The sequence below is a fragment of the Pseudomonas sp. GW821-FHT07E12 genome (assembly GCF_058986605.1).
The window spans coordinates 46,940-65,782 of the sequence record NZ_JBYSVX010000033.1 but is presented as its reverse complement, the minus strand read 5'-3'; the positions used below and the strand labels follow the sequence as shown (position 1 = coordinate 65,782).

15 protein-coding genes are annotated in these 18,843 nt (G+C 64.9%); 2 read left to right on the top strand and 13 right to left on the bottom strand.

Going from position 1 to position 18,843, the window contains the following annotated elements:
* Positions 1 to 83 precede the first annotated feature (83 nt).
* Complete coding sequence (locus AC3WJE_RS16490) at positions 84 to 557, bottom strand: hypothetical protein (RefSeq protein WP_493731902.1); 474 nt, start codon at positions 555 to 557, stop codon at positions 84 to 86.
* A 150-nt stretch (positions 558 to 707) separates the two neighbouring features.
* Here AC3WJE_RS16490 and gloA point away from each other — a divergent pair, with 150 nt between their 5' ends.
* Together gloA and AC3WJE_RS16480 are read left to right on the top strand one after the other, a co-directional pair.
* Entirely contained in the window at positions 708 to 1,235 is a 528-nt protein-coding gene (gene gloA, locus AC3WJE_RS16485) for a lactoylglutathione lyase (RefSeq protein WP_493731901.1), read from the top strand.
* Positions 1,236 to 1,311: 76 nt separating this feature from the next.
* Positions 1,312 to 1,740 carry a VOC family protein gene (locus tag AC3WJE_RS16480; protein WP_493731900.1) on the top strand — a complete coding sequence of 143 codons (429 nt, stop codon included), beginning with the start codon at positions 1,312 to 1,314 and terminating at the stop codon, positions 1,738 to 1,740.
* A 68-nt stretch (positions 1,741 to 1,808) separates the two neighbouring features.
* Here AC3WJE_RS16480 and AC3WJE_RS16475 read toward each other — a convergent pair whose 3' ends face one another.
* From AC3WJE_RS16475 to AC3WJE_RS16420, 12 genes are all read right to left on the bottom strand, one after another.
* Positions 1,809 to 2,240, bottom strand: a complete 432-nt coding sequence (locus tag AC3WJE_RS16475; RefSeq protein WP_493731899.1) for a CBS domain-containing protein — start codon at positions 2,238 to 2,240, stop codon at positions 1,809 to 1,811.
* A 386-nt stretch (positions 2,241 to 2,626) separates the two neighbouring features.
* Positions 2,627 to 3,814, bottom strand: a complete 1,188-nt coding sequence (locus AC3WJE_RS16470; RefSeq protein WP_493731898.1) for a CaiB/BaiF CoA transferase family protein — start codon at positions 3,812 to 3,814, stop codon at positions 2,627 to 2,629.
* Between the two features lie 79 nt (positions 3,815 to 3,893).
* Complete coding sequence (locus AC3WJE_RS16465; RefSeq protein WP_493731897.1) at positions 3,894 to 5,783, bottom strand: beta-L-arabinofuranosidase domain-containing protein; 1,890 nt, start codon at positions 5,781 to 5,783, stop codon at positions 3,894 to 3,896.
* A complete protein-coding gene (locus AC3WJE_RS16460) occupies positions 5,780 to 7,939 on the bottom strand; it encodes an SUMF1/EgtB/PvdO family nonheme iron enzyme (protein ID WP_493731896.1) in 2,160 nt (719 codons plus the stop codon). The genes AC3WJE_RS16465 and AC3WJE_RS16460 overlap by 4 nt, the downstream gene beginning before the upstream one ends.
* A gap of 5 nt (positions 7,940 to 7,944) precedes the next feature.
* Positions 7,945 to 8,916, bottom strand: a complete 972-nt coding sequence (locus AC3WJE_RS16455) for a ribokinase (protein ID WP_493731895.1) — start codon at positions 8,914 to 8,916, stop codon at positions 7,945 to 7,947.
* A gap of 8 nt (positions 8,917 to 8,924) precedes the next feature.
* Positions 8,925 to 10,202 (bottom strand): serine hydrolase domain-containing protein, encoded by a 1,278-nt coding sequence (locus AC3WJE_RS16450; RefSeq protein ID WP_493731894.1) that lies wholly within the window; start codon positions 10,200 to 10,202, stop codon positions 8,925 to 8,927.
* 11 nt (positions 10,203 to 10,213) lie between these two features.
* Positions 10,214 to 12,472, bottom strand: a complete 2,259-nt coding sequence (locus AC3WJE_RS16445) for a TonB-dependent receptor (RefSeq protein WP_493731893.1) — start codon at positions 12,470 to 12,472, stop codon at positions 10,214 to 10,216.
* Positions 12,473 to 12,707: 235 nt separating this feature from the next.
* Positions 12,708 to 13,616, bottom strand: coding sequence for a LysR family transcriptional regulator (locus AC3WJE_RS16440; RefSeq protein ID WP_493731892.1), 909 nt, complete (start codon positions 13,614 to 13,616; stop codon positions 12,708 to 12,710).
* A gap of 51 nt (positions 13,617 to 13,667) precedes the next feature.
* On the bottom strand, positions 13,668 to 16,052 hold the full coding sequence (locus tag AC3WJE_RS16435; RefSeq protein ID WP_493731891.1) for a sodium:solute symporter family protein: 2,385 nt from the start codon (positions 16,050 to 16,052) through the stop codon (positions 13,668 to 13,670).
* The gene (locus tag AC3WJE_RS16430; RefSeq protein WP_493731890.1) at positions 16,052 to 16,909 is read right to left on the bottom strand and encodes an HpcH/HpaI aldolase/citrate lyase family protein; all 858 of its coding nucleotides are present in this window, start codon (positions 16,907 to 16,909) and stop codon (positions 16,052 to 16,054) included. The genes AC3WJE_RS16435 and AC3WJE_RS16430 overlap by 1 nt, the downstream gene beginning before the upstream one ends.
* A 274-nt stretch (positions 16,910 to 17,183) precedes the next feature.
* Complete coding sequence (locus AC3WJE_RS16425) at positions 17,184 to 18,176, bottom strand: aldo/keto reductase (protein WP_493731889.1); 993 nt, start codon at positions 18,174 to 18,176, stop codon at positions 17,184 to 17,186.
* A gap of 10 nt (positions 18,177 to 18,186) precedes the next feature.
* A complete protein-coding gene (locus tag AC3WJE_RS16420; protein WP_493731888.1) occupies positions 18,187 to 18,783 on the bottom strand; it encodes a flavodoxin in 597 nt (198 codons plus the stop codon).
* Positions 18,784 to 18,843: the final 60 nt, after the last annotated feature.

Here is an 18,843-nt window from a genome sequence, read left to right as displayed (position 1 = left end):
GCCGCGATGGGGCTTTACCGTGAAAGCCCCATCGCGGCTGAAGCCGCTCCTACAAATACATGCACAACGGGCAAATGCACGCATCAACGGGCCGGTCGCATCCCCTGTCCCTGCGGCATCCACCCCCGTCGCAACGCGCGCAGCACCTGCACCATCTGCTGGTAGCTGCGCGCCAGTGCGTCGTAGAACGAGGACGTCTCGCGCGCACTGCACTCGGCCAGCTCGCGGTAGGCGCCCCGCCCCAGTCCGACGAAGTAATCCACGCTGACGTTCCTCCGCTGCGCAAGCACTGGAAACAACCCGGCGATCAGCAAGCACTCGTCGCCCACGCGCTGCAGGCACTCGTTGCGCCACTGCCCGACCTGATCCTGCGCATGCAGCCACCCCAGCGCCTGCGTGCGCGCAAGCAGGTCGCCGTCGCTCTGGTAGCGCAACAGCACGAACACCAGATGCGCCTCGCGCCATTCGTCGAGGCGATGGCCGGCGCGCTCGCCAGCCTCCTGCACCAGCGCCTGCCACAACTCGACAGGCGCGCCGTTCATGAAAGTCTCGCTCATGCGGTTACCTCCATCGGCGTCAGCAGCATCTCTGTTCTACACCAATCGCAAAGGCCGGCTCCAGTACAATCGGATCAAAAACGCCAGTTTCGAGCCCCCGCCTTCCCACGTCGCTCACGCAGCAACATACGTTCCAGCAAGGATCCCGCCATGCCCCTGCCATCCATCCAGAACCAACCCGGTGTCGCAGCACAGCCGCCGGCCGAAACCGCCGGCTTCGTGTTCAACCACACCATGCTGCGGGTGAAAGACAACGTGAAGTCGCTGGACTTCTACACCCGCGTGCTCGGCTTCCGCCTGCTCGACCAGCGCGACTTTCCCGAGGCGGCGTTCAGCCTGTACTTCCTCGCGCTGCTGCCCGACACCGTGCAGGTGCCCGAGGACGACACCCAGCGCCGCATCTGGATGGCAGGCATCCCCGGCGTGCTGGAACTGACCCACAACCACGGCACCGAGACGCAGGACGGCCCGGTCTATCACGACGGCAACTCCGATCCGCGCGGCTTCGGCCATATCTGCGTGTCGGTGCCGGACCTGCACGCGGCCTGCGCGCGTTTCGATGCGCTGGACGTGCCCTACCAGAAGCGCCTGACCGACGGCCGCATGCGCAACATCGCCTTCATCAAGGACCCGGACGGCTACTGGGTCGAGATCATCTCGAACACTTCACGCGATTGATCCCGGGCGTAGCGGTCAAGCCCAGCCACGATCAGGGATGATGAAGACGATCTTTTCACGATGATGAGGAGGACACATGGAAACCATGGAATTGCATCGCGGGAGGCTGATCGATCACCTGCAACTGGTGGTGAGGGACTTGCCCGCCAGCCGCCGTTTCTATCAGGCAGTGTTCGACGTGATCGGCATCCCGATCGCCGGCGAAGGCGACAATTACTTCTGGGCCGACGAACTGTTCGTCTCCAGCGCCGACAGCAAGGACGCGCTGGGCCAGCTTACCGGGCGCCATCACCTCGCTTTCCAGGCCCGTGATCGCGCCACCGTCGAAGCCTTCCACAAGGCCGCACTCGCTGCGGGCGGTCACAACAACGGTGCGCCCGGCGAGCGCGATTACCATCCCGGCTACTACGCCGCGTTCGCGCTCGATCCGGACGGCAACAACATCGAAGTCGTGTACCACGGCCCGGCCACCTACAGCGCCGATTCGGTAAAGGTCACGTTCTGAGCCGGCCATTGCCCTGAAATGACGAAGCCGGGCAATGCCCGGCTTCCATTCATCACGCTGCGCCAGCGTCAATGCGCGGCCATGTAGATGTCCTGCAGAACCGCCTTCTCCAGTTCGACCTCGCCCAGCAGGTTCTTCACGATATCGCCCAGGCTGAGGATGCCGACCAGCTTGGCGCCTTCGGTCACCATCAGATGACGACGACGCGAATATGTCATCAGCGACATGGCCTGCTTGAGGGTCGCCTCCGGCGCGATGCCTTCCAGGCCGGTCGAGGGCAGCGTGGAGATCACACGACGGCCCGCCTGCGGACCGTCGTCGGCCAGGGTACGCACAATGTCCTTTTCCGAGATGATGCCGACCGGGGCATCATCCTTCATCACCACCAGCGCGGCGATCCGGTTCGCGCTCATCTTGTGCGCGGCCGCGCCGATCGTGTCTTCCGCGTCGATCGTGATGACGGCTTCTTTCTTCGATTGCAGGAGTTCGCGGACGTTCATTCTTGTTTCCTGTTGCAGGTCACTGAAGTCAAAAAAGTGTGCTCTGCCGATACTCGCCCTTGCGGGGAAAAGATCTTCCAGCGCACGTCTGGAGCACTGTGCTGCCTTTGGCGACCATCGGCAGGCCAGGTACCGCATCACGAACGGGGTCGCTTGCCAGGCCGCGGTCCGTTCCCGGTCGGTTCGATTCTACGACTGCGCCAAACGGCCACTACCGGCATCCGTGGGACGGTTCGTCGTGGAATCGACAGACGATTCAGAGAATCGCACCCGCGCCGAAACCACCGCTGAATGCCGGCGGTGGAAAGGTCTAAAGTTCGCCACCCGACGACCGGCCCGGCACCCGCGGACAGCTTTGCTTCACACGCCGGACAGATGCCGCCGCTTCACTCGCCGCCGTCCTGCGGTTGAGGCCCTGACGCGTCGAGCAGATCGTTGTCCTGCCCCAGCACCGGTGCGGCGAACGGCGCCGGGCCGGGCGTGCGGCCATAGGTGATCGGTCGGGTGACGCCTTGATAACGGCCGACGACAGGATGCTCGACCTCGCCGATCATGTCCTCCGCACGCACCTGCGGATGCTGGAACATGTCCTCGACCCGTCGCGCGGCCGCACACGGCACGGTTTCACCGAAGATCGCCTCCCATTCGAGCGCGGTATGCGCCTGCAGGGCGGCGTGCAGCCGCGGCAGGATTTCGTCGGCGTGTTCGGCACGCAGCCGCACGCTGGCATAGCGCGGATCGTCAGCCAGTGCCTCCAGCCCGGTCAGCGCACACAGCGATTTCCAGAAGCGTGGTGTGTTGGCGGAAACATAGAGATATCCGTCCTTGGCGGGATGGATGCCGGTCACGCCGCCCGAACGCATGTCGCGGCCGATATCCAGCGACTCACCCTCGGCCCAGATCAGCCGTGCCGATTGCATGGTCAATGCCGCGCGCAGCAGCGACACGCCGACGAACTGCCCGCTGCCGCTGCGCTCGCGTTCGTACAGTGCAGCGGCCACGCCCGAGGCCACCAGCGCGGCCGCGTAGTAATCCACCACCGAGCCGTAGATGATTTCCGGCGGGCCACCGCGCTTGCCCTGCAATGCGCACATGCCGGTCATGGTCTGCAGCACCTGGTCGTAGCCGGCCTTGTCGCGCAGCGGCCCGGTTTCGCCATAGCCGGACACCGCGCAGTAGATCAGGCGTGGATTCAAGGCCGCAAGACGCGCATGGTCGATGCCAAGCCGCGCCGGAACGCTGGGCCGGAAGTTGTGCACCAGCACGTCCGCCTCGCGCACCAGCCGCAGCAACTGTGCGTGCTGCAAGGGATCCTTCAGATCCATCACCACGCCGCGCTTGCTGCGGTTCACCCCGAGGAAGGCGCGGCTTTCGCTGGCCAGGGTGGAGGGATACTGGCGCAGGTTGTCGCCACCCGGCGGCTCGATCTTGAGCACCGCCGCGCCCTGGTCGGCCAGCAGCGTGCATCCATAGGGACCGGCGATGTAGGCGCTCAGGTCCAGCACCTTCACGCCGCTGAGTGGGCCGGGAGGACCTTCCCGATGCAGCGCTTCAAACAAGGAGAACGGTGGCATCGTGTTGTGCGTCTGCGGATGTCCCATGCGGCTCAGTCTGTGGCACCACGAAGTGCCGATACAGACGCAAGCGCTAGATTCAGGAAGGACAATTTGTTGGGTCAGCGCTGGAAACCGACAAGACCGGTCCCGGCGGCAGGCGGAACCAAGTGATGTGCCAGGCGCCGTCCTTCTTTCCATCGACCCGCCATGCAGGCAGCAGCCGCAACGGCGCACGCCCCGGGAAGGAGACTTCCAGCTCGGCGCCGTCATCGTCGTTGGACACGCGCAGCCACTGCGCCGAAGGCAGCCGTGCCAACGTCACCGTCGGTGCGGTATCGCCGCCCGGCGGCAGTGGAGCGGCATAGGCCAGCGGCCCCAGGCTGAAAGCGGCGTAGTCGTAATGCAGCACTTCCTGGGATACCGGCGAGCCGTCGGGGGCACGCGATTCCTGCACGTTGATATTGCTGCGGCGATGCACGATCACCGAGGTGCCGAATTCGATGTCGACCCGTTCGCCGCCTTGCCAGCGGCGATGCACGCGCACGTAGCCATCCTCGTCCGCACGCACTTCTGCCGGACGTCCATCGATGCGCACACGCAAGGGCGTACTCCATTCGGGTTGCCGCAGTGCCAGCGTGAATGCGGATGACCGCGCCGGCTGCAGCCGTAGCTGGACATTCGAAGGCAGCAGCCCGCCACCGCTCTGCACGATGCGAATCCCGCCCGATGTCGCGTGATCGAGGCTGACCTCGCCAGGCAGATACAGATTGACGCGCACCTCGTCATCGTCGGCCAGCGCGTAGATGAGCGGCGGCAGATCCTCAAGCGCCATCGCGCCGCTGGATTTGCAGCAGCGCCAGTACGTCGTATGCACGCGACGGCCATTGGCGAAGCTGTAATAGCACCAGTCTTCACCGTTGCTCCCCATCGCACCGAGCAGGTCGTTGAGCGCGGTCTTCTCGATGGCTTCGGCGTAGCGCGCATGTCCGGTCAGCATCAGCAGCTCGCGACTGAACTGCAGCCACGCCAGTACCGAACATGTCTCGACATAGCCCTGCGGGTCGAACACGAACGGGGGATTGAAGCACTCGCGTGAACGCAGCCCCGCACCGCCCCAAGGTCCACCGCCCAGGCTGAGATGGTGCTCGCGCACGTTGCTCCAGAGCTGCTCCAACGCCGGCAACAACGTCCTGCCACCGCTCACGCGTACCAGCTTGGTCAATGCGGTGGCGTTCCACAGCAACTGATAGGCCTTGCCGGTCGCGATCTCCGAAGCATCGGCTCCGGTCAGCAGGCGCTGCACCAACGCCAGCGGCGGATAGGCTTCAGCCTGCTCGACAATGCTGTGCGCCAATGCCAGATAACGCGGCTCCTGCGTCGCCAGGAAAAGCTCGACGGCGCCATCGAGCAGTACGGTCGCGGACATCCCATGGTGGTTGCCGCACGTGGTGATATCGAGTCCATGTTCGACGAACGCCGCGCAGCAGAGATCGCCGATGCGCGAGGCCGCATGCAGATGCGTGTCGTGCCCGCCCAGCCGATAGGCTTCGAGCAGGCCGAGAATCAGATAGGTGTGGGTCCACACGTCCCAGGTACGCAACGCTGGCGCGCCATCCCAGGTCCAGGACCGCGGCGGTTGCGGCACGCTGAACTGGCGATCGGGTGCATAGGTGCCCAGGTAACCGTCATCACGCTGTACGCCGGCCAGGTAGTCGGCCACGCCCAGCACGCGCTTGCGCAGTCCGGCATCGCCGCTGCGGGCAGCCGCGCGGGCGGCGGCATACAGCCACTTGCCAGCATGCTCGCCATACCAATCACCTTCCTGGTTGTGCTCGGCACGCGCCGGATCGAACAACGCGATCGCCGGGCTGTCCGCATCGACAATGAAATGCGACAGCCGCCCGCGACGGCTCGCTTCCAGCGCCTCGCCGAGAGCGCCTCCCAGTTTCACTTGACCGGTGGAGGGGAAACGCAGCACCTGGTTCATGCGGCATCGACCACGCAACGGAACCCGATGAACGCGGAGCGATCCCGGCACGGCGCCATCAGCAGGTACTTGCCGTGCTGATCCAACCGCAAGGCCTGCGGAAAATACCAGTGCGACGTTTGCGGCCGGTAGCGGCTGCCACCGCGCAGGATCGCTGCGCGCGTGTGCTCGTCACGGTACTCATCGGTCCATTGCCAGACGTTGCCGACCAGATCGAGCACGCCGAAGGGACTGCCACCACCCGGATGCCGGTCCACATCGGCTGGCGTACCCGCCTGCGGACCATAGTGCGGCGTCGGCACGGCGGCATCGTCCCAGGCATCGCCCCACGGATAGGCGCGCCCATCGTGCCCTTGCGCGGCGTACTGCCACTCCCACTCGCGCGGCAGACGCTTGCCGGCCCAGCTCGCATAGGCGCGTGCATCTTCCAATGCCACCCATGTCACCGGCTGGTTCTCGCTGCCCGGCAGCGGCGCTCCATCGTGCCAGTGCAGCAGGAAGTTGTGCGCATCGGCAGGCGCGTAGCCGCTCGCATCGATGAATGCCTTGAACTGTGCATTGGTCACCGGCGTCCGGTCGATGTGGAAGGCCTGCATCTGCAGACGTTCGCGATGGAACCGGCGCGCACTGTCCTCCCACGGATACTGCACGTCCACACCATCCCAGACGCCGCCTTCGACCTCGATCCCGCCCACCGCAAATACGAACTCAGCGGCAGGAATCGTGACCATTCCATGCGGCGCCTGGGCCGCGGGTGCCGTCGGCGCGACTTCCGTCACTTGCTGCGGCAGCGCCCGCCACTCGGAAGACAGTGTCGAAAGCGGCTGCTTCGAAAGCGTGGCCATGCTCGCGAGGAATTCGTCCAGACCTTCAGCCTGCACACGGGGCCCAAGCGCAAGTACGGCGCCGAAACCCAAGGCTTCCAACTCCAATGCGAGGAAGGCGCCACCATCGCGCAGCACGGGTTGCAACTCGCGGCCATTCCATACGTCGAAGTAACGCGTGCCCTCCACATGGTCGATGCGCAGCAACTCTCCGCGCAATGGTGACTCCAGTCGGTTGACCAGCGTCCACAGCGCTTGCCCATCCCCCGGAAACCGGCTGGCGAACACGCCGCGCAGCAGCGTCGGCCAGTACGGCTCCCAGTCCATCGACACCATCAGCGGCGCGAAACGGCGCTCGATGCTGGCGATGCGACGCAGCGCTTCGGCATCACGCGGGGTCAGGCCATTCCAGATGCCCCACACGTTCTCCCAGGCGTTGTAACCGATGCCGTTGAAGAAGATGTACTGCAGATCGTGCCGGCGCTCGCGTCCCCACCGGTTCTCGTAATTGATCATGTGGCGCGGTTCGAGCCACTTGTACTTGGCCAGGGGCGGCACGAATTCGTTGGGCGCCTTCTTGCCCCAGCTCTGCACGTTCCACACCAGCTGTTCCTCGGCGCTGATGGTGGACTCGGGCTGCAATACCACCGGCCGCCCCGCTGCCAGGCAGGCATCGAAGAAAGCACGCGGCACGCCGTTGTAGGTGTCGCCATTGATGCCATCGGCACCCACCGCCACGACGATCCTTGCCATCGCCTCCCAATGCGACTGCCCGGGATCACGCGTGCCATGGTCCCAGGGCATGGTCGGCAGGAAGACGCGCACGCCGCGCCGATGGAAATCATCGACCGCCTGCTTGAGTCCCTCCAGACCACCCGGCAGATCGCGCGCCATGTCGAACTGGCTGCGGTCGTCGATGCCGATGTTCGGATACACGTACCAGATCAGGACGCTGTCGATGCCGCCGAAGCGCGCCTCCAGATCATCCAGATAGCGATCGACGGTGTAGCGGTGCGCCACCGGATCGTAGAAATAGCGATCCTCCACCATCATCTGCGCGTGCACGAAGTTGCGCTGGGCCCACTGCAGTTCCGCTCGGCGATAGTTGGCATCGTCGTAGCCGATCCGCACCAGGTGTTCGCGTCGCCAGTCGCGCAGTTCGGTCAGCCAGTCCTGCCAGGCCGGCACGGTGTCGATCTTCCAGTGGCCGATGTCGGCGAACGGCCATCCGGGCGCCTTGCCCGGCGAAGGCAGGTAGCGTCCCGTGGTGACGTGGGAGAACTTGAACTCGGTGCGCACGGGCTGGCGCGTGGAGGGATCAGAGTCGGGCACGGGCATCACGCATGAAGAGAATGGGGAAAAACCTGAGCCAGGCCTGCATACTCGGCCAGCTCAGCCATGGCAGCAACATCCGCCGGCGGCTGCACATGCAGGAACGCGTCGACTTCGCTCGGGGTGGGCACGCCTGACTGTGCCCCCACGCATGTGCAGGCGAGGGCTGACACCGCAGCCGCGCGTTGCAGCGCTTCCGGCAGATGACGACCTTGTGCCAGGGCTGCCGTCAATGCGCCACAGAACGCGTCGCCCGCGCCCGTGGTATCCACCGCATGCACACGGTAAGCGGGCTGCAACAGGACGCGCCCTTCCATCCAGGCATAGCAACCGCGCGCGCCCAGCGTGACCACCACGCAGGGCACCGGCAGCGCGGCCAGCTTTTCGCTTGTGGTCGCCGCGGCCGGGACGCCGAGTTGTGCAACGACGATGTCGAGTTCGCCCTCGTTGACCACCAATACATCCAGCGTGCGCAGCAACGCCGGTGGAAGCAGACATGCCGGCGCCGCATTCAGCACCACGGCGACGTCAGCGGCACGTGCGGCCAACGCCCAGGCGCACACCGCGTCCATGGGAACTTCCAACTGCATGAGCAGATGGCTCACACCTTCAAGCGATGGCAGGTGCTGCGACGCGAGCGCCTGATTGGCGCCGGGCGCGACGATGATCGCGTTCTCCGCATCGTCCGTCAGGCACACAAACGCGGTACCGGTGGTGCGCCCGTGTCCGCCGATCACATGAAGTTGCACGCCTGCGGATATCAATGCATCCCGCAGCGGATTGGCGAAGTCGTCGTCGCCCAGCGCCAGCAGCATGCGCGTCGCCACGCCACCGGCGCACGCACAGGCCACCGCCTGGTTGGCCCCCTTGCCGCCCGGAAAGCTGCGCAGGTCGCTGCCGAGCACGGTCTCGCCCCGCGCCGGCACGTGTGGGGCCTGCACGACGAAGTCCAGGTTGGCCGAACCCGCCACCAGCACGGTCGCACTCATGGCATGGCCTGATAGACGAGGTTGTAGAACGGCGTGGCCAATCGCGGCAGATCGCCGGGAGCATCGTTCGGCAGATGTTGCAGCAGCAGGATCGCGACCAGATGCTCGCGTCGGTCCACGGTGAAATAGGTCGAGGCGGCGCCCGACCAGCCGAACTGGCCTTCGCTGCCCAGTCGTCCCCGCGCAACCGGATCGGTGACCACGTAGCCTCCCAGGCCGAAGCCTTCGCCGCGCGTGAAGCCCTGCAACGGTGGATCGAAACGCTGGAGTTGATCGCTCATCATCAGGTCGATTGTTTTTCGCGAAAGGATGCGCACGCCATCCAGTTCGCCATTGCCCAGCAGCATGCGCGCGAAACGCAGGTAATCGCGCGCCGTGGAATAGAGCCCGCCGGCGGCACTGTCATACCGGCGCAGCCGCGAGCCCGGAACACGCGCACTGTCGGTATCGGCCAGACGCAAGCGTCCATCCGTTCCCATCGTGGTCAGATCGACCACACGCCCGCGCTGTGCGATCGGCACTTCGAAGCCTGTGTCGCGCATGTCCAACGGCTGCAGGATGTGGCGCCCGAGGTAATCGGCAAACGACTCGCCGCTGACCACCTCGACGATGCGCGCCAGCAGCTCGGTATTGGCTGCTTCATAGTGGAAGTGCGTGCCCGGCGGCTCGGCCAGCGGCACCTGCGCGAGGCGATCGGCAACCTGCATCAGATCGCCCGCATCATCGAGACCGGCGCGTGCCAGCCGCTCGGACGCGACCGGATGGCGGTCGCGGTCCGCGGCAAACCCGCTGGTGTGGGTCATCAGATGACGGAGGGTCAGCGGCGTGGACAGCGGTTGCATCACCGGCTTGTCCACGCTGCCTCCCACGATGACCTGCGTCTTCGCGAAGGCCGGCAGGTAACGTGAAACCGGATCGTCCAACGACAACTTGCCCTGCTCCATCAGCACCAGGATCGCGACCGACGTCACCGGCTTGGTCATCGAATAGATGCGGAAGATCGCGTCCTCGCGCATCGGTGCAGTGCGCTGCAGGTCGCGATGACCGAATGCGCCATGGAAAGCGACGTGCCCGCCCACTTCCACGATCGCCACCGCGCCCAGGTAGCCATCGTGGTCGGTTGCCTGCTGCAGGAACCCATCAAGCCGCTGCCAACGATCCTCGGCAGATGCCGCACCCACCGCCAAGGCGACCAGGCAGGCGGCAACCGACAGCCGCCACCACCCCTGCCTGCGCACAATCGTTGCCTGCCTGCGCGGTCGCATCCGCTGCATTACGCCCATGCTCAGAAGGTGTAGTTGTAGGTGAGCGACACCACACGTCCACGACCTGCCCAGTAGTTCTGGTAACCGGCCAGCTGCGACCAGGTCAGGATGTAGTACTTGTCGAACAGGTTCTCCACGCCCAGCGAGAACTTCCCGATCTTGCCCGTATCGTAGTTCACGCCCAGATCCCACAGCGTGTATCCGGAGGTGTTCTCGTCGTAGCTGAAGGCCTGGCCGTCATAAGCCCGCACGTCGCTACCATGCAGGTGGCGGTCCAGCAGCTTGGTCGCACCCAGGTTCGCATCGGCGTTGGGCAGGAATTTCCATACCGCGGAGATGCCGATCTTGTCCGGGCTGATGTCGAGGATGCCCATCGGCTTGGTCAGCGGACCGGCGCCATAGCGGCCCTGCGAATCCGAACCCCAGAACGAGGTCCAGCCACGGATGCGCGAGTACAGGCCGGTGAGCTTGAAGGTGTCGGTGAAGTTCCACTCGCCACTCAGCTCGACGCCTTTGATGTCGGTCGGCACGCGGGCCATGATGAAATCGCTGGTGTTGGGATCGATCTGCAGCGACACGCCCAGGTCGGACTTGGAGTGGTACCAGGTGCCGTTGAGCGCACCGCGATCGCCACGCCAGTTGAAGCCCACATCGATGTTGCTGACGATCACCGCCTGCAGATCCAGGATTCCCTTGACCGACTGGCCGGCATAGCTGACGTTGCGGAGCGGGATGCCGACGTTGGGCAGGGTGAAGCCCTTGCTGTAGGCGGTGAACAGCGACCACTGATCACTCACGCGCCAGATCGCGCCGAAGTTGGGCAGGCTGGCGGTGTAATCGAGCGTGCCGCCCTCGACGAACACGCTGTTGCGGTAGGCGGTGGTGGTGTAGCTGTTGACCTTGAGCTGGCCGTCCTCGCGTCGATAGCCGCCACTGAGGGTGACCGGCCCGATGTCCCAGGACAGCTGCGCGTACGGCGCCACGCTCTTGTAGTCCATCGGAGGCACCCAGACACGGTTGGTCAGCGCCAACCGCTGCTGCGCCTCGTCTTCCACCAGGTCCACGCCGGTATGCAGTTCCAGGCCGGACACACCGAACAGCGTCGGCCGCGTCCAGGACGTGCGCAGGCCCTTCTTGTCCGAGTTGATTTCGGACTGGTCGTAGATGCGTTGCGATTCGTCGAAGCTCGACGTCACCTTGACCAGTTGCTTGTCATCGCCGTTCTCCGGCAGATAGCGCATCGCCTGCACCGCCTTGTAGGCCAGCAGGTCCAGGGTTCCGCCGAAGAAGTCGTTGTGCGTGTACTCCAGGCTGTACTGCTCGAAGTCGTTGAACGCATCCTTCGAACCGTAGATGTGCCCCTTGACGGAGGTATTCGGGTACGGCGTATCGCAGGGCGGACTGTCGGTCGGCCCGCGACAACCCAGCACCTGGATCCAGTCACCCTTGCCCTCGATCTTGAAGCGGCTGTAGGTGGCCTGCAGGCGCTGTTCGCCGTCCTCGCCGAAGTTGAAACCACCCTTGAGATAGAGGTTGCGCGACTCCGAGTCCGCCAGCGAGCCACTGGTATTCATGCCCACGGTGCGGCCCTTGCCGTCGTAGGCCATGCCGCGATCGATGGTGGAGATCGCGCCGATGAAGTCGTACTCGTCCTGCTTCAACGCATAGGTGAGACCCAGCTTGTAGCCGGCGCTGTCGGCACCGGACTGGGTCTGGTAGCGCGCGGTCAACGTGGTTTGGCTGCCGATCTTGTCGGGCACCTTGGAGATGTAATTGATCACACCGCCGGTCGCGCCGATGCCTTCCGAGGCCGAGGGGCCGTTGATCACCTCGATGCGCCCGACGATGCCCATGTCGGTGAAGGTGCCGTTGCGGGTGCCTTCGCGCAATGGCGAGCCTTGCGGGATGCCGTCGAACAGCCGCAACGGGATGCGGCCGCGCAGCGTCTCGCCGGTGTTGCTCATCGCCTGCGACGACTCGGAGTATCCCGGGATCGTGCGCGCCAATACCGCGGTGGCGTCCTCGGTCACCAGCAGCGTCTGCGCGATCTCCTCGCGCGAGATCACCGAGATCGCACCGGGAATCTTGTCCACCGCCTTCGGTGAGCGCGTGCCGGTGACGATCATGCGATCCAGGTTCTTTATCCTGTCCTGCTCATTTTTCTTCTGTTGGTCGGCCGCGGATTGGGCGCCATCGACGGTCGCCTGTTGCGCGCGCACGCTGGCACTCACGGCGGTCGCCAGCACCAGCACCCCCAGGGTCACGGGCATCTTTCTCATGTGTTGAACTCTCGGACATTGGCGAATGCGGACGCGCGAACAGCGACCGCGACGGATGCATGCAATGCAGGCCGGTACGGCCTGCCAGTGAGACCCGCTCCTCCCAGGCGCGTCTTCCGGACCATGCGCACAGCCTAGGAGCGCCATCGCGGTGGTGGAAGCGCCGCGGACTTCGTTCATACCTCAGGTTTTGTTGCTTACCGGCGCCGCTGCGTCGCAGCAAATCCGGCGCGTGTCATTCGCGCCCCGGAGCGATCGCACCCTGATCATGCTGCGCACTGATCATGGCGCGACACTCGCGCAGCAGCGCATTGACCAGACGCTGGCGTACCGTCGAACGCGACCACACCACCCCGATCCGACGCGAGATGCCCGCACCCGGCAGAGGAATGCGCACCAGTTGCAGTCCTTCCGGCCACGGCCTGGCCCAGTCCGGCACCAGCGATACGCCGAGCCCGCGATCGACCATCACCGCGATGGCATTGAGAGCATTCAGTTCAAAACGCTCGTGGGTGACGATCCCGTGCTGGCGCAGGTATTCGTCGGCCTGGCGCCCGCCCCACTGATGCCGGTCATAACGGATCAGCGGCTCGCTGGCCAATATCTCGTGCGGCTCGCGCCCGGCCATATGCGCCGGCGCCAGCACGATCAGCGGCTCCTCGCGCCAGAGCAGCCAGTCACAGGTCTTGGGCAGTTCGAACGGTGCCTCCAGCACCACGGCCACATCCAGTTCGCCAGCCTCGACTGCACGGTAAAGATCGGCCGAATAGCCCGGTTTGATGAAGACATTGATCTTCGGGAACGCCGATACCATGCGCGCCAGCACGTCCGGCAGCATGCCTGCCAGCGCGGTGGGGCAGGCACCCAGTTGCAGCTCGCCGCTCATGTCGCCGTCGTTGGCCACCGAGCGCATGTCGGCCACGTCGCGCAGCATTTCGCGTGCGCGATCGAGAATGCGTGCGCCGGCGTCGGTCAGCGTCACGGTGCGACCGGAACGCGCGAGCAGGCTGGTGCCCAGCTCGCGCTCGAGCGTGCGCAGCTGCTGGGCGACTGCGGCCGGGCTGATGTCCAGGTCACGCGCAGCGGCCGCCATCGACCCGCGGTCCGCCACCGTCACGAATGTTTTCAGGAACTGAGTGTCCACTCCCTCCCCCTCATGCGCACGCAGGGCGTGCGAGGTCGAACGCTACCTCATTCACTCCACGTCGCGGTAGATCGTCAGCCCATTCAACGAGCGCCGGGGCGCGGGGAAGCACAGGCTGGCCAGATAGCCGATGACGATGCTCAACAGGATCGAGATGGCCAGGTAGAAGTACGGATGCACCAGGTCATGCCACCAGGCGATGAACGTCAGCACGATGCTGCAGCCTATGCCGATGGCCACGCCGGGCGAGTTGGCGCGATGCGTGAACATGCCCAGCGTATAGGAGCCCGCAAAGCCGCCGCCCAGCAGTCCGGCCAGTTCGATCGACACATCGAACAGGGACCGGATGTCGTAACGCGACATCAGCAGCGCCAAGCCAATACCGACCAGCCCCACCACCACCGTGGTGATCTCGGCGAACAGGACGCTGCGACGCTGATCCGGCTTCTTCACCAGCCGTTCGTAGAAATCGACGGATACCAGTGTCGCAACGCTGTTCATGATCGACGAGAGCGTGGCCATCGCCGCGGCGAAGATGCCGGCCACGATCAGCCCGGTCACGCCGGTCGGCAATTCGGCCGCGATGAACAACGGGAAGGTGGCATCGATCGGCAGCGCCGGATTGAGCCGCTCCGGATGGGCCTTGTAATAGACGAACAGCGCGGTGCCGATCGAGTAGAACACCAGCCCGCCCGGAATCATGATCGCCGCGAACGCCCAGATCGAACGCCCCGCCTCCCGCGCCGACGAAGTGGACAGCGTGCGCTGCATCAGCACCTGATCCTTGGGGAAGGTCAGCACCACGTCGAACACCACCAGGAAGATGAAGCCCCAGACCGTGGCCTTGGTGAGGTCGAAGCTGAAATCGAAGGTCTTCATCTTGTGGTCGGCCATGGCCACGTCGAAGAACTCCGACATCCCGCCTTTCAGGTGCCAGATGATGAAGACGATGGCGAATATCGCCCCGCCCATCTTCACGATCACCTGCACCACGTCGGTCCAGATCACCGCCTTCATCCCGCCCATCGCGGTGTAGATGATGGTGAACACGCCCATCAGCACCACGCTCACGGTGACGCTGATCCCGGTGATGGTGGCGATGGCCAGCGCCGGCAGGAACAGGATCACGCTCATGCGCGAACCGACCTGCATCGCGATGCACAGCGCGCTGGCCAGCATGCGGATGGCGGGATGGAAACGGGTCTCCAGATAGGAGAACACCGACATCAGATTCAATCGCCGCAGCAACGGCACGATCCACACCGCCACGAACATCAACCCCAGCACGGCAATGAGGTTGTTGGTCATGTACTGCCAATTGCTTTCGAAGGCCTTGGCGGGAATGGCGATGAAGCTGATCGAACTGGTGTTGGTCGCGTACAGGCTGATGCCTGCCGCCCAGAACGGAATGGAGCGCCCGCCGACGAAGAAATCGGAGGTCGATTGACGCTTCTCGCGCAGATAGAAGAAGCCGCCGATGCCGATCACCGAGGCCAGGTAGACAATGATCACCGCCCAGTCCTGCCATTTGAGCAGGTACTTGCCGGCCTCGACGCTGGCGGTGGTCATCCCTCCATGCGCATCGCTCCATACCAGGCCATTTCCCTGCACGGTCGCCACCGTGGCATCGCGTGCCTCTGCCAGCGGCATGCTGTTCCATGCACGCGTGATGGTGTGGAACGTGAGCAGATCCGGCCGTTCCTGCAGCAGGAACATCAGATGCGCCTGGCCCAACGCCTGAGCCGAGCCGGGCACGATTCTCCCGGGCAAAGCGCCCAGTGCATGCCATCCCTCATCCTTCGACCAGGAAAGCAGCTGGGGATCGGCTTCACCGGTCAGCAGGTACAGATGCGGCCCCTGCACCAGCAGCGCCTGCACCGGACCCGCGCCCGGCCAGACCGGCAGCGCATTCCACGCCATGCCCGACAACCCGAACATCCGGGGCTGCCCGGCCACGTCGGTTCCGGCAATCGTGAGCTGTCCATTGGCGACGACAAGCCGTCCGTCACGCATGGGCACCGGCAACGGCGGAACCTCGCCGGCCGCCCCCCATGCCCCCTTCACCAGACGGACCGGAAACACACGGAGGTCTGCTCCCTCCTCGCCCGCCAACAGCCAGCCGGAGCCAGCACCATCGCCGACCAGCGCGCGCACCTGGGATGTCGCGACCGGCAGCGACCAGCGAAGCGGTTGCCAGGCTTTTGATTGCGGCTGCAGTTGCCACGCCCGCGTCGTGTCGAGCGCGACCGTGCCGCCGGCAAAGTTCGCCAGAAGTCGCGGCGTCTCCGGCAACGACGGAACTGCCTGACGATTGAGGCCCACCAGGTTTCCGGCCATCGCGGGAACGACCGACAGTGCCGACCACACCAGCAACAGCGCACTTGCGCAGTATTTCCATCGAGCGGCCATCACCAGGTCACGCATCTGTCCGCTCATCAACTGTTCTCGTTCTCGCCGGCTTGCGCCAGCAGCGCACGTGCTCGTGCCAGATACGGTGCATCGATCATGCGGCCATCCACCAGAAACGCGCCATGGCCGCGCGCCTGCGCTTCCTCGGCCGCGGCAACGACCCGCCGTGCCTGCGCCAGTGCCCGCGGATCGATGCTGAAAACCGAATGCGCCAGCGCCACCTGGCGCGGATGAATACAACTCTTCCCGATGAAGCCGAGCTGCTGCGAAAGCCTGGCTTCCGCCAGGAAGCCGGCCTCGTCGGTCACGTCCGGCCAGGCACCATCGCAGGCGAATATACCGGCCTGTGCCGCTGCCATGCGCACGGCGAACATCGCGGCCTGCACGTTGTCATGCGTGCGTGCGATGCCGAGCGGAGCGAACAGGTCGCCCAGGCCCAGCTGAAGGCCGACCACGCGTGATGCGCTCGCCAGCGCGGCGGCGTTGGCCAAGGCGGCAGGCGTTTCGATATTGATGAGCAGGCCGATCGGCGTCGCAACCGCGTTGGCCTCTTCCGCCTGGACCAGCCGGCGGACCACCGCCCGCACAGCGCCCGCATCTTCGAGTTTAGGGATGTTGAGCAACACCACGCCGGGCACTGCCAGCCGGGCCAAGTCCTCCTCGAACCAGGGCGTGTCCGGGGCATTGAGCCGCACGATCACCCGCTTGCCGGACGCCTGCGCCGCACCTCCACGCAGGAAGGCAGCGACATCGGCACGCGCCTGTGCCTTGCCATCGGCCGGTACCGAATCCTCCAGATCGAACGACACCGCATCGGCCTCGCCCGCCATGGCCTTGGCGAACAGCTCGGGACGCGCGCCCGGCACGAACAGCTTGCTGCGCATTGCGCCCCTTCCCTCACGACACTCCGCGAAGTGTGCGGGAAGCAACCCTGGAAACCAGCGCGCGCCAGGCGGGTTCAGAAGCAACGTTTTGTAGGGAATTCCCGTTCCCGCGATGCACTCCGCTGTCGCGGTGCCCGGGGATGGGGATCCTCAGCCTGCAGAGCTGAAAGGATTCGCTTGTCGCGCGGAAGCGCCTGGCCGGGTGCGGGTGACACCCAGCGCAGCGTGCTCTGCCCGCTCGTGCTCCATCCTGCAGGAGATGGAGTTCGGCACCCTACTTTCCGGTCATCTTCAACGCTGCTTCCGGCAGACGCTCGCCGCTGATGCGGATCTTCGCCAGCTCCTGGTCGATGCGGGCCAGATCGCCCTCGTCCAGCACCAGATCCACCGCACCCAGATTTTCATCGAGCCGATGCAGCTTGGTGGTGCCGGGAATCGGCGCGATCCACGGCTTCTGCGCAAGCAACCAGGCCAAGGCCACCTGCGCCGGCGTCGCGCCCTTTTCGGCCGCCAGTGTCTTCACGACCTCCACCAGCACCATGTTCGCGCGCCGGGATTCTGCGGAGAAGCGAGGCACAACATTGCGGAAATCCGTCGGGTCGAACTGAGTGTGCTCGTCGATCTTGCCGGTCAGGAATCCGGCGCCCAACGGGCTGAAAGGCACGAAACCGATCTTCAGCTCTTCCAGGGTGGGCAGCAGTTCCTGCTCGGGTTCACGCCAGAACAGCGAGTACTCGCTCTGCACCGCGGTCACGGCCTGTACCGCATGCGCCCTGCGGATGGTCTGCACACCCGCTTCGGAGAGTCCGAAGTGCTTGACCTTGCCCTCTGCAATGAGCGCCTTGACCGCACCGGCCACGTCCTCGATCGGCACCGCCGGATCGACACGATGCTGGTAGAACAGGTCGATGCGATCGGTGCGAAGACGCTTCAAGCTGGCTTCGGCCACCGCCTTGATGTGTTCCGGCCGGCTGTTGGTGCCGCCTCCCCGTGCTCCGGTCGCAAGATCGATGTCGAAGCCGAACTTGGTGGCAATGACAACGCGATCGCGCAATGGCTCAAGTGCCTCGCCCACCAGCGCCTCGTTGACGAAAGGACCATACGCTTCGGCGGTATCGAAGTGGGTCAGGCCGCGCTCGACGGCATCGCGGATGAGCTTGATCATTTCCTGCTTATCCGCCGCGGGACCGTAGGCGGAACTCATGCCCATGCAGCCCAGGCCGAGGGCGGACACTTCAAGGCCTTGCCCAAGCATGCGTGTCTTCATTGCTGACTCCTTATCGGGATTTGTTTGGATGGGCCAACCAGCTGTTGACGCTTTCCATGGTTTTTCGCTCCTGGTCGGCCTGCATCGTGAAAGCCTCCAGGATTCGTGCCTTCGGTGCGTGATCGGCGAGGACGCGCAAGCTGCTGCCCACGCCGTAACCACCGTGGGTGATGAAGGGGATGATGTCCTTGCCGCTCATGTCATGCCGGGACAGCAACGAGCGGATGATCGCAGGCGCGGTCTCGCCCCAGATCGGGAAGCCGAGGTACACCGTGTCGTAGCGGCCGACATCCGCAATGGTCGAGCGCAGCGCCGGCTCATCGCCCTGGTCGCGCTCCTGCCGCGCCTGCGCCACCGTTTCCAGATAGTCCTCCGGATAGGCCGTTGCGGGCTGGATCTCGAACAGGTCGCTTTCCCGGCTCCGATGGATCAGCCCGGCGACGACCCGGGTATTTCCCGAGCGCGAAAAGTACGCCACCAAGGTTCTCGAAGCAGCACGCACGGGCCCCACCGGGCTCTCTGATTTCCCGGCAGCGCACCCCAGCGGAAGCGATGCGAGGGCGGCGATGACCGTGCGACGCCCGGTGTTGGGGGATGGACTCGTCATGCAGGCAATCTACGCCCGCACGAATCCACCTTGTAGAGGCATAATCGGATATCGCTTATA

Coding starts and splice junctions, on each gene's coding strand:
- AC3WJE_RS16430 (WP_493731890.1), bottom strand. CDS start 16,909: ATGCGCAGCAAGCTGTTCGTGCCGGGCGCGCGTCCCGAGCTGTTCGCC.
- gloA (WP_493731901.1), top strand. CDS start 708: ATGCCCCTGCCATCCATCCAGAACCAACCCGGTGTCGCAGCACAGCCG.
- AC3WJE_RS16470 (WP_493731898.1), bottom strand. CDS start 3,814: ATGCCACCGTTCTCCTTGTTTGAAGCGCTGCATCGGGAAGGTCCTCCC.
- AC3WJE_RS16435 (WP_493731891.1), bottom strand. CDS start 16,052: ATGAGCGGACAGATGCGTGACCTGGTGATGGCCGCTCGATGGAAATAC.
- AC3WJE_RS16480 (WP_493731900.1), top strand. CDS start 1,312: ATGGAAACCATGGAATTGCATCGCGGGAGGCTGATCGATCACCTGCAA.
- AC3WJE_RS16425 (WP_493731889.1), bottom strand. CDS start 18,176: ATGAAGACACGCATGCTTGGGCAAGGCCTTGAAGTGTCCGCCCTCGGC.
- AC3WJE_RS16445 (WP_493731893.1), bottom strand. CDS start 12,472: ATGAGAAAGATGCCCGTGACCCTGGGGGTGCTGGTGCTGGCGACCGCC.
- AC3WJE_RS16450 (WP_493731894.1), bottom strand. CDS start 10,202: ATGCAGCGGATGCGACCGCGCAGGCAGGCAACGATTGTGCGCAGGCAG.
- AC3WJE_RS16475 (WP_493731899.1), bottom strand. CDS start 2,240: ATGAACGTCCGCGAACTCCTGCAATCGAAGAAAGAAGCCGTCATCACG.
- AC3WJE_RS16490 (WP_493731902.1), bottom strand. CDS start 557: ATGAGCGAGACTTTCATGAACGGCGCGCCTGTCGAGTTGTGGCAGGCG.
- AC3WJE_RS16420 (WP_493731888.1), bottom strand. CDS start 18,783: ATGACGAGTCCATCCCCCAACACCGGGCGTCGCACGGTCATCGCCGCC.
- AC3WJE_RS16465 (WP_493731897.1), bottom strand. CDS start 5,783: ATGAACCAGGTGCTGCGTTTCCCCTCCACCGGTCAAGTGAAACTGGGA.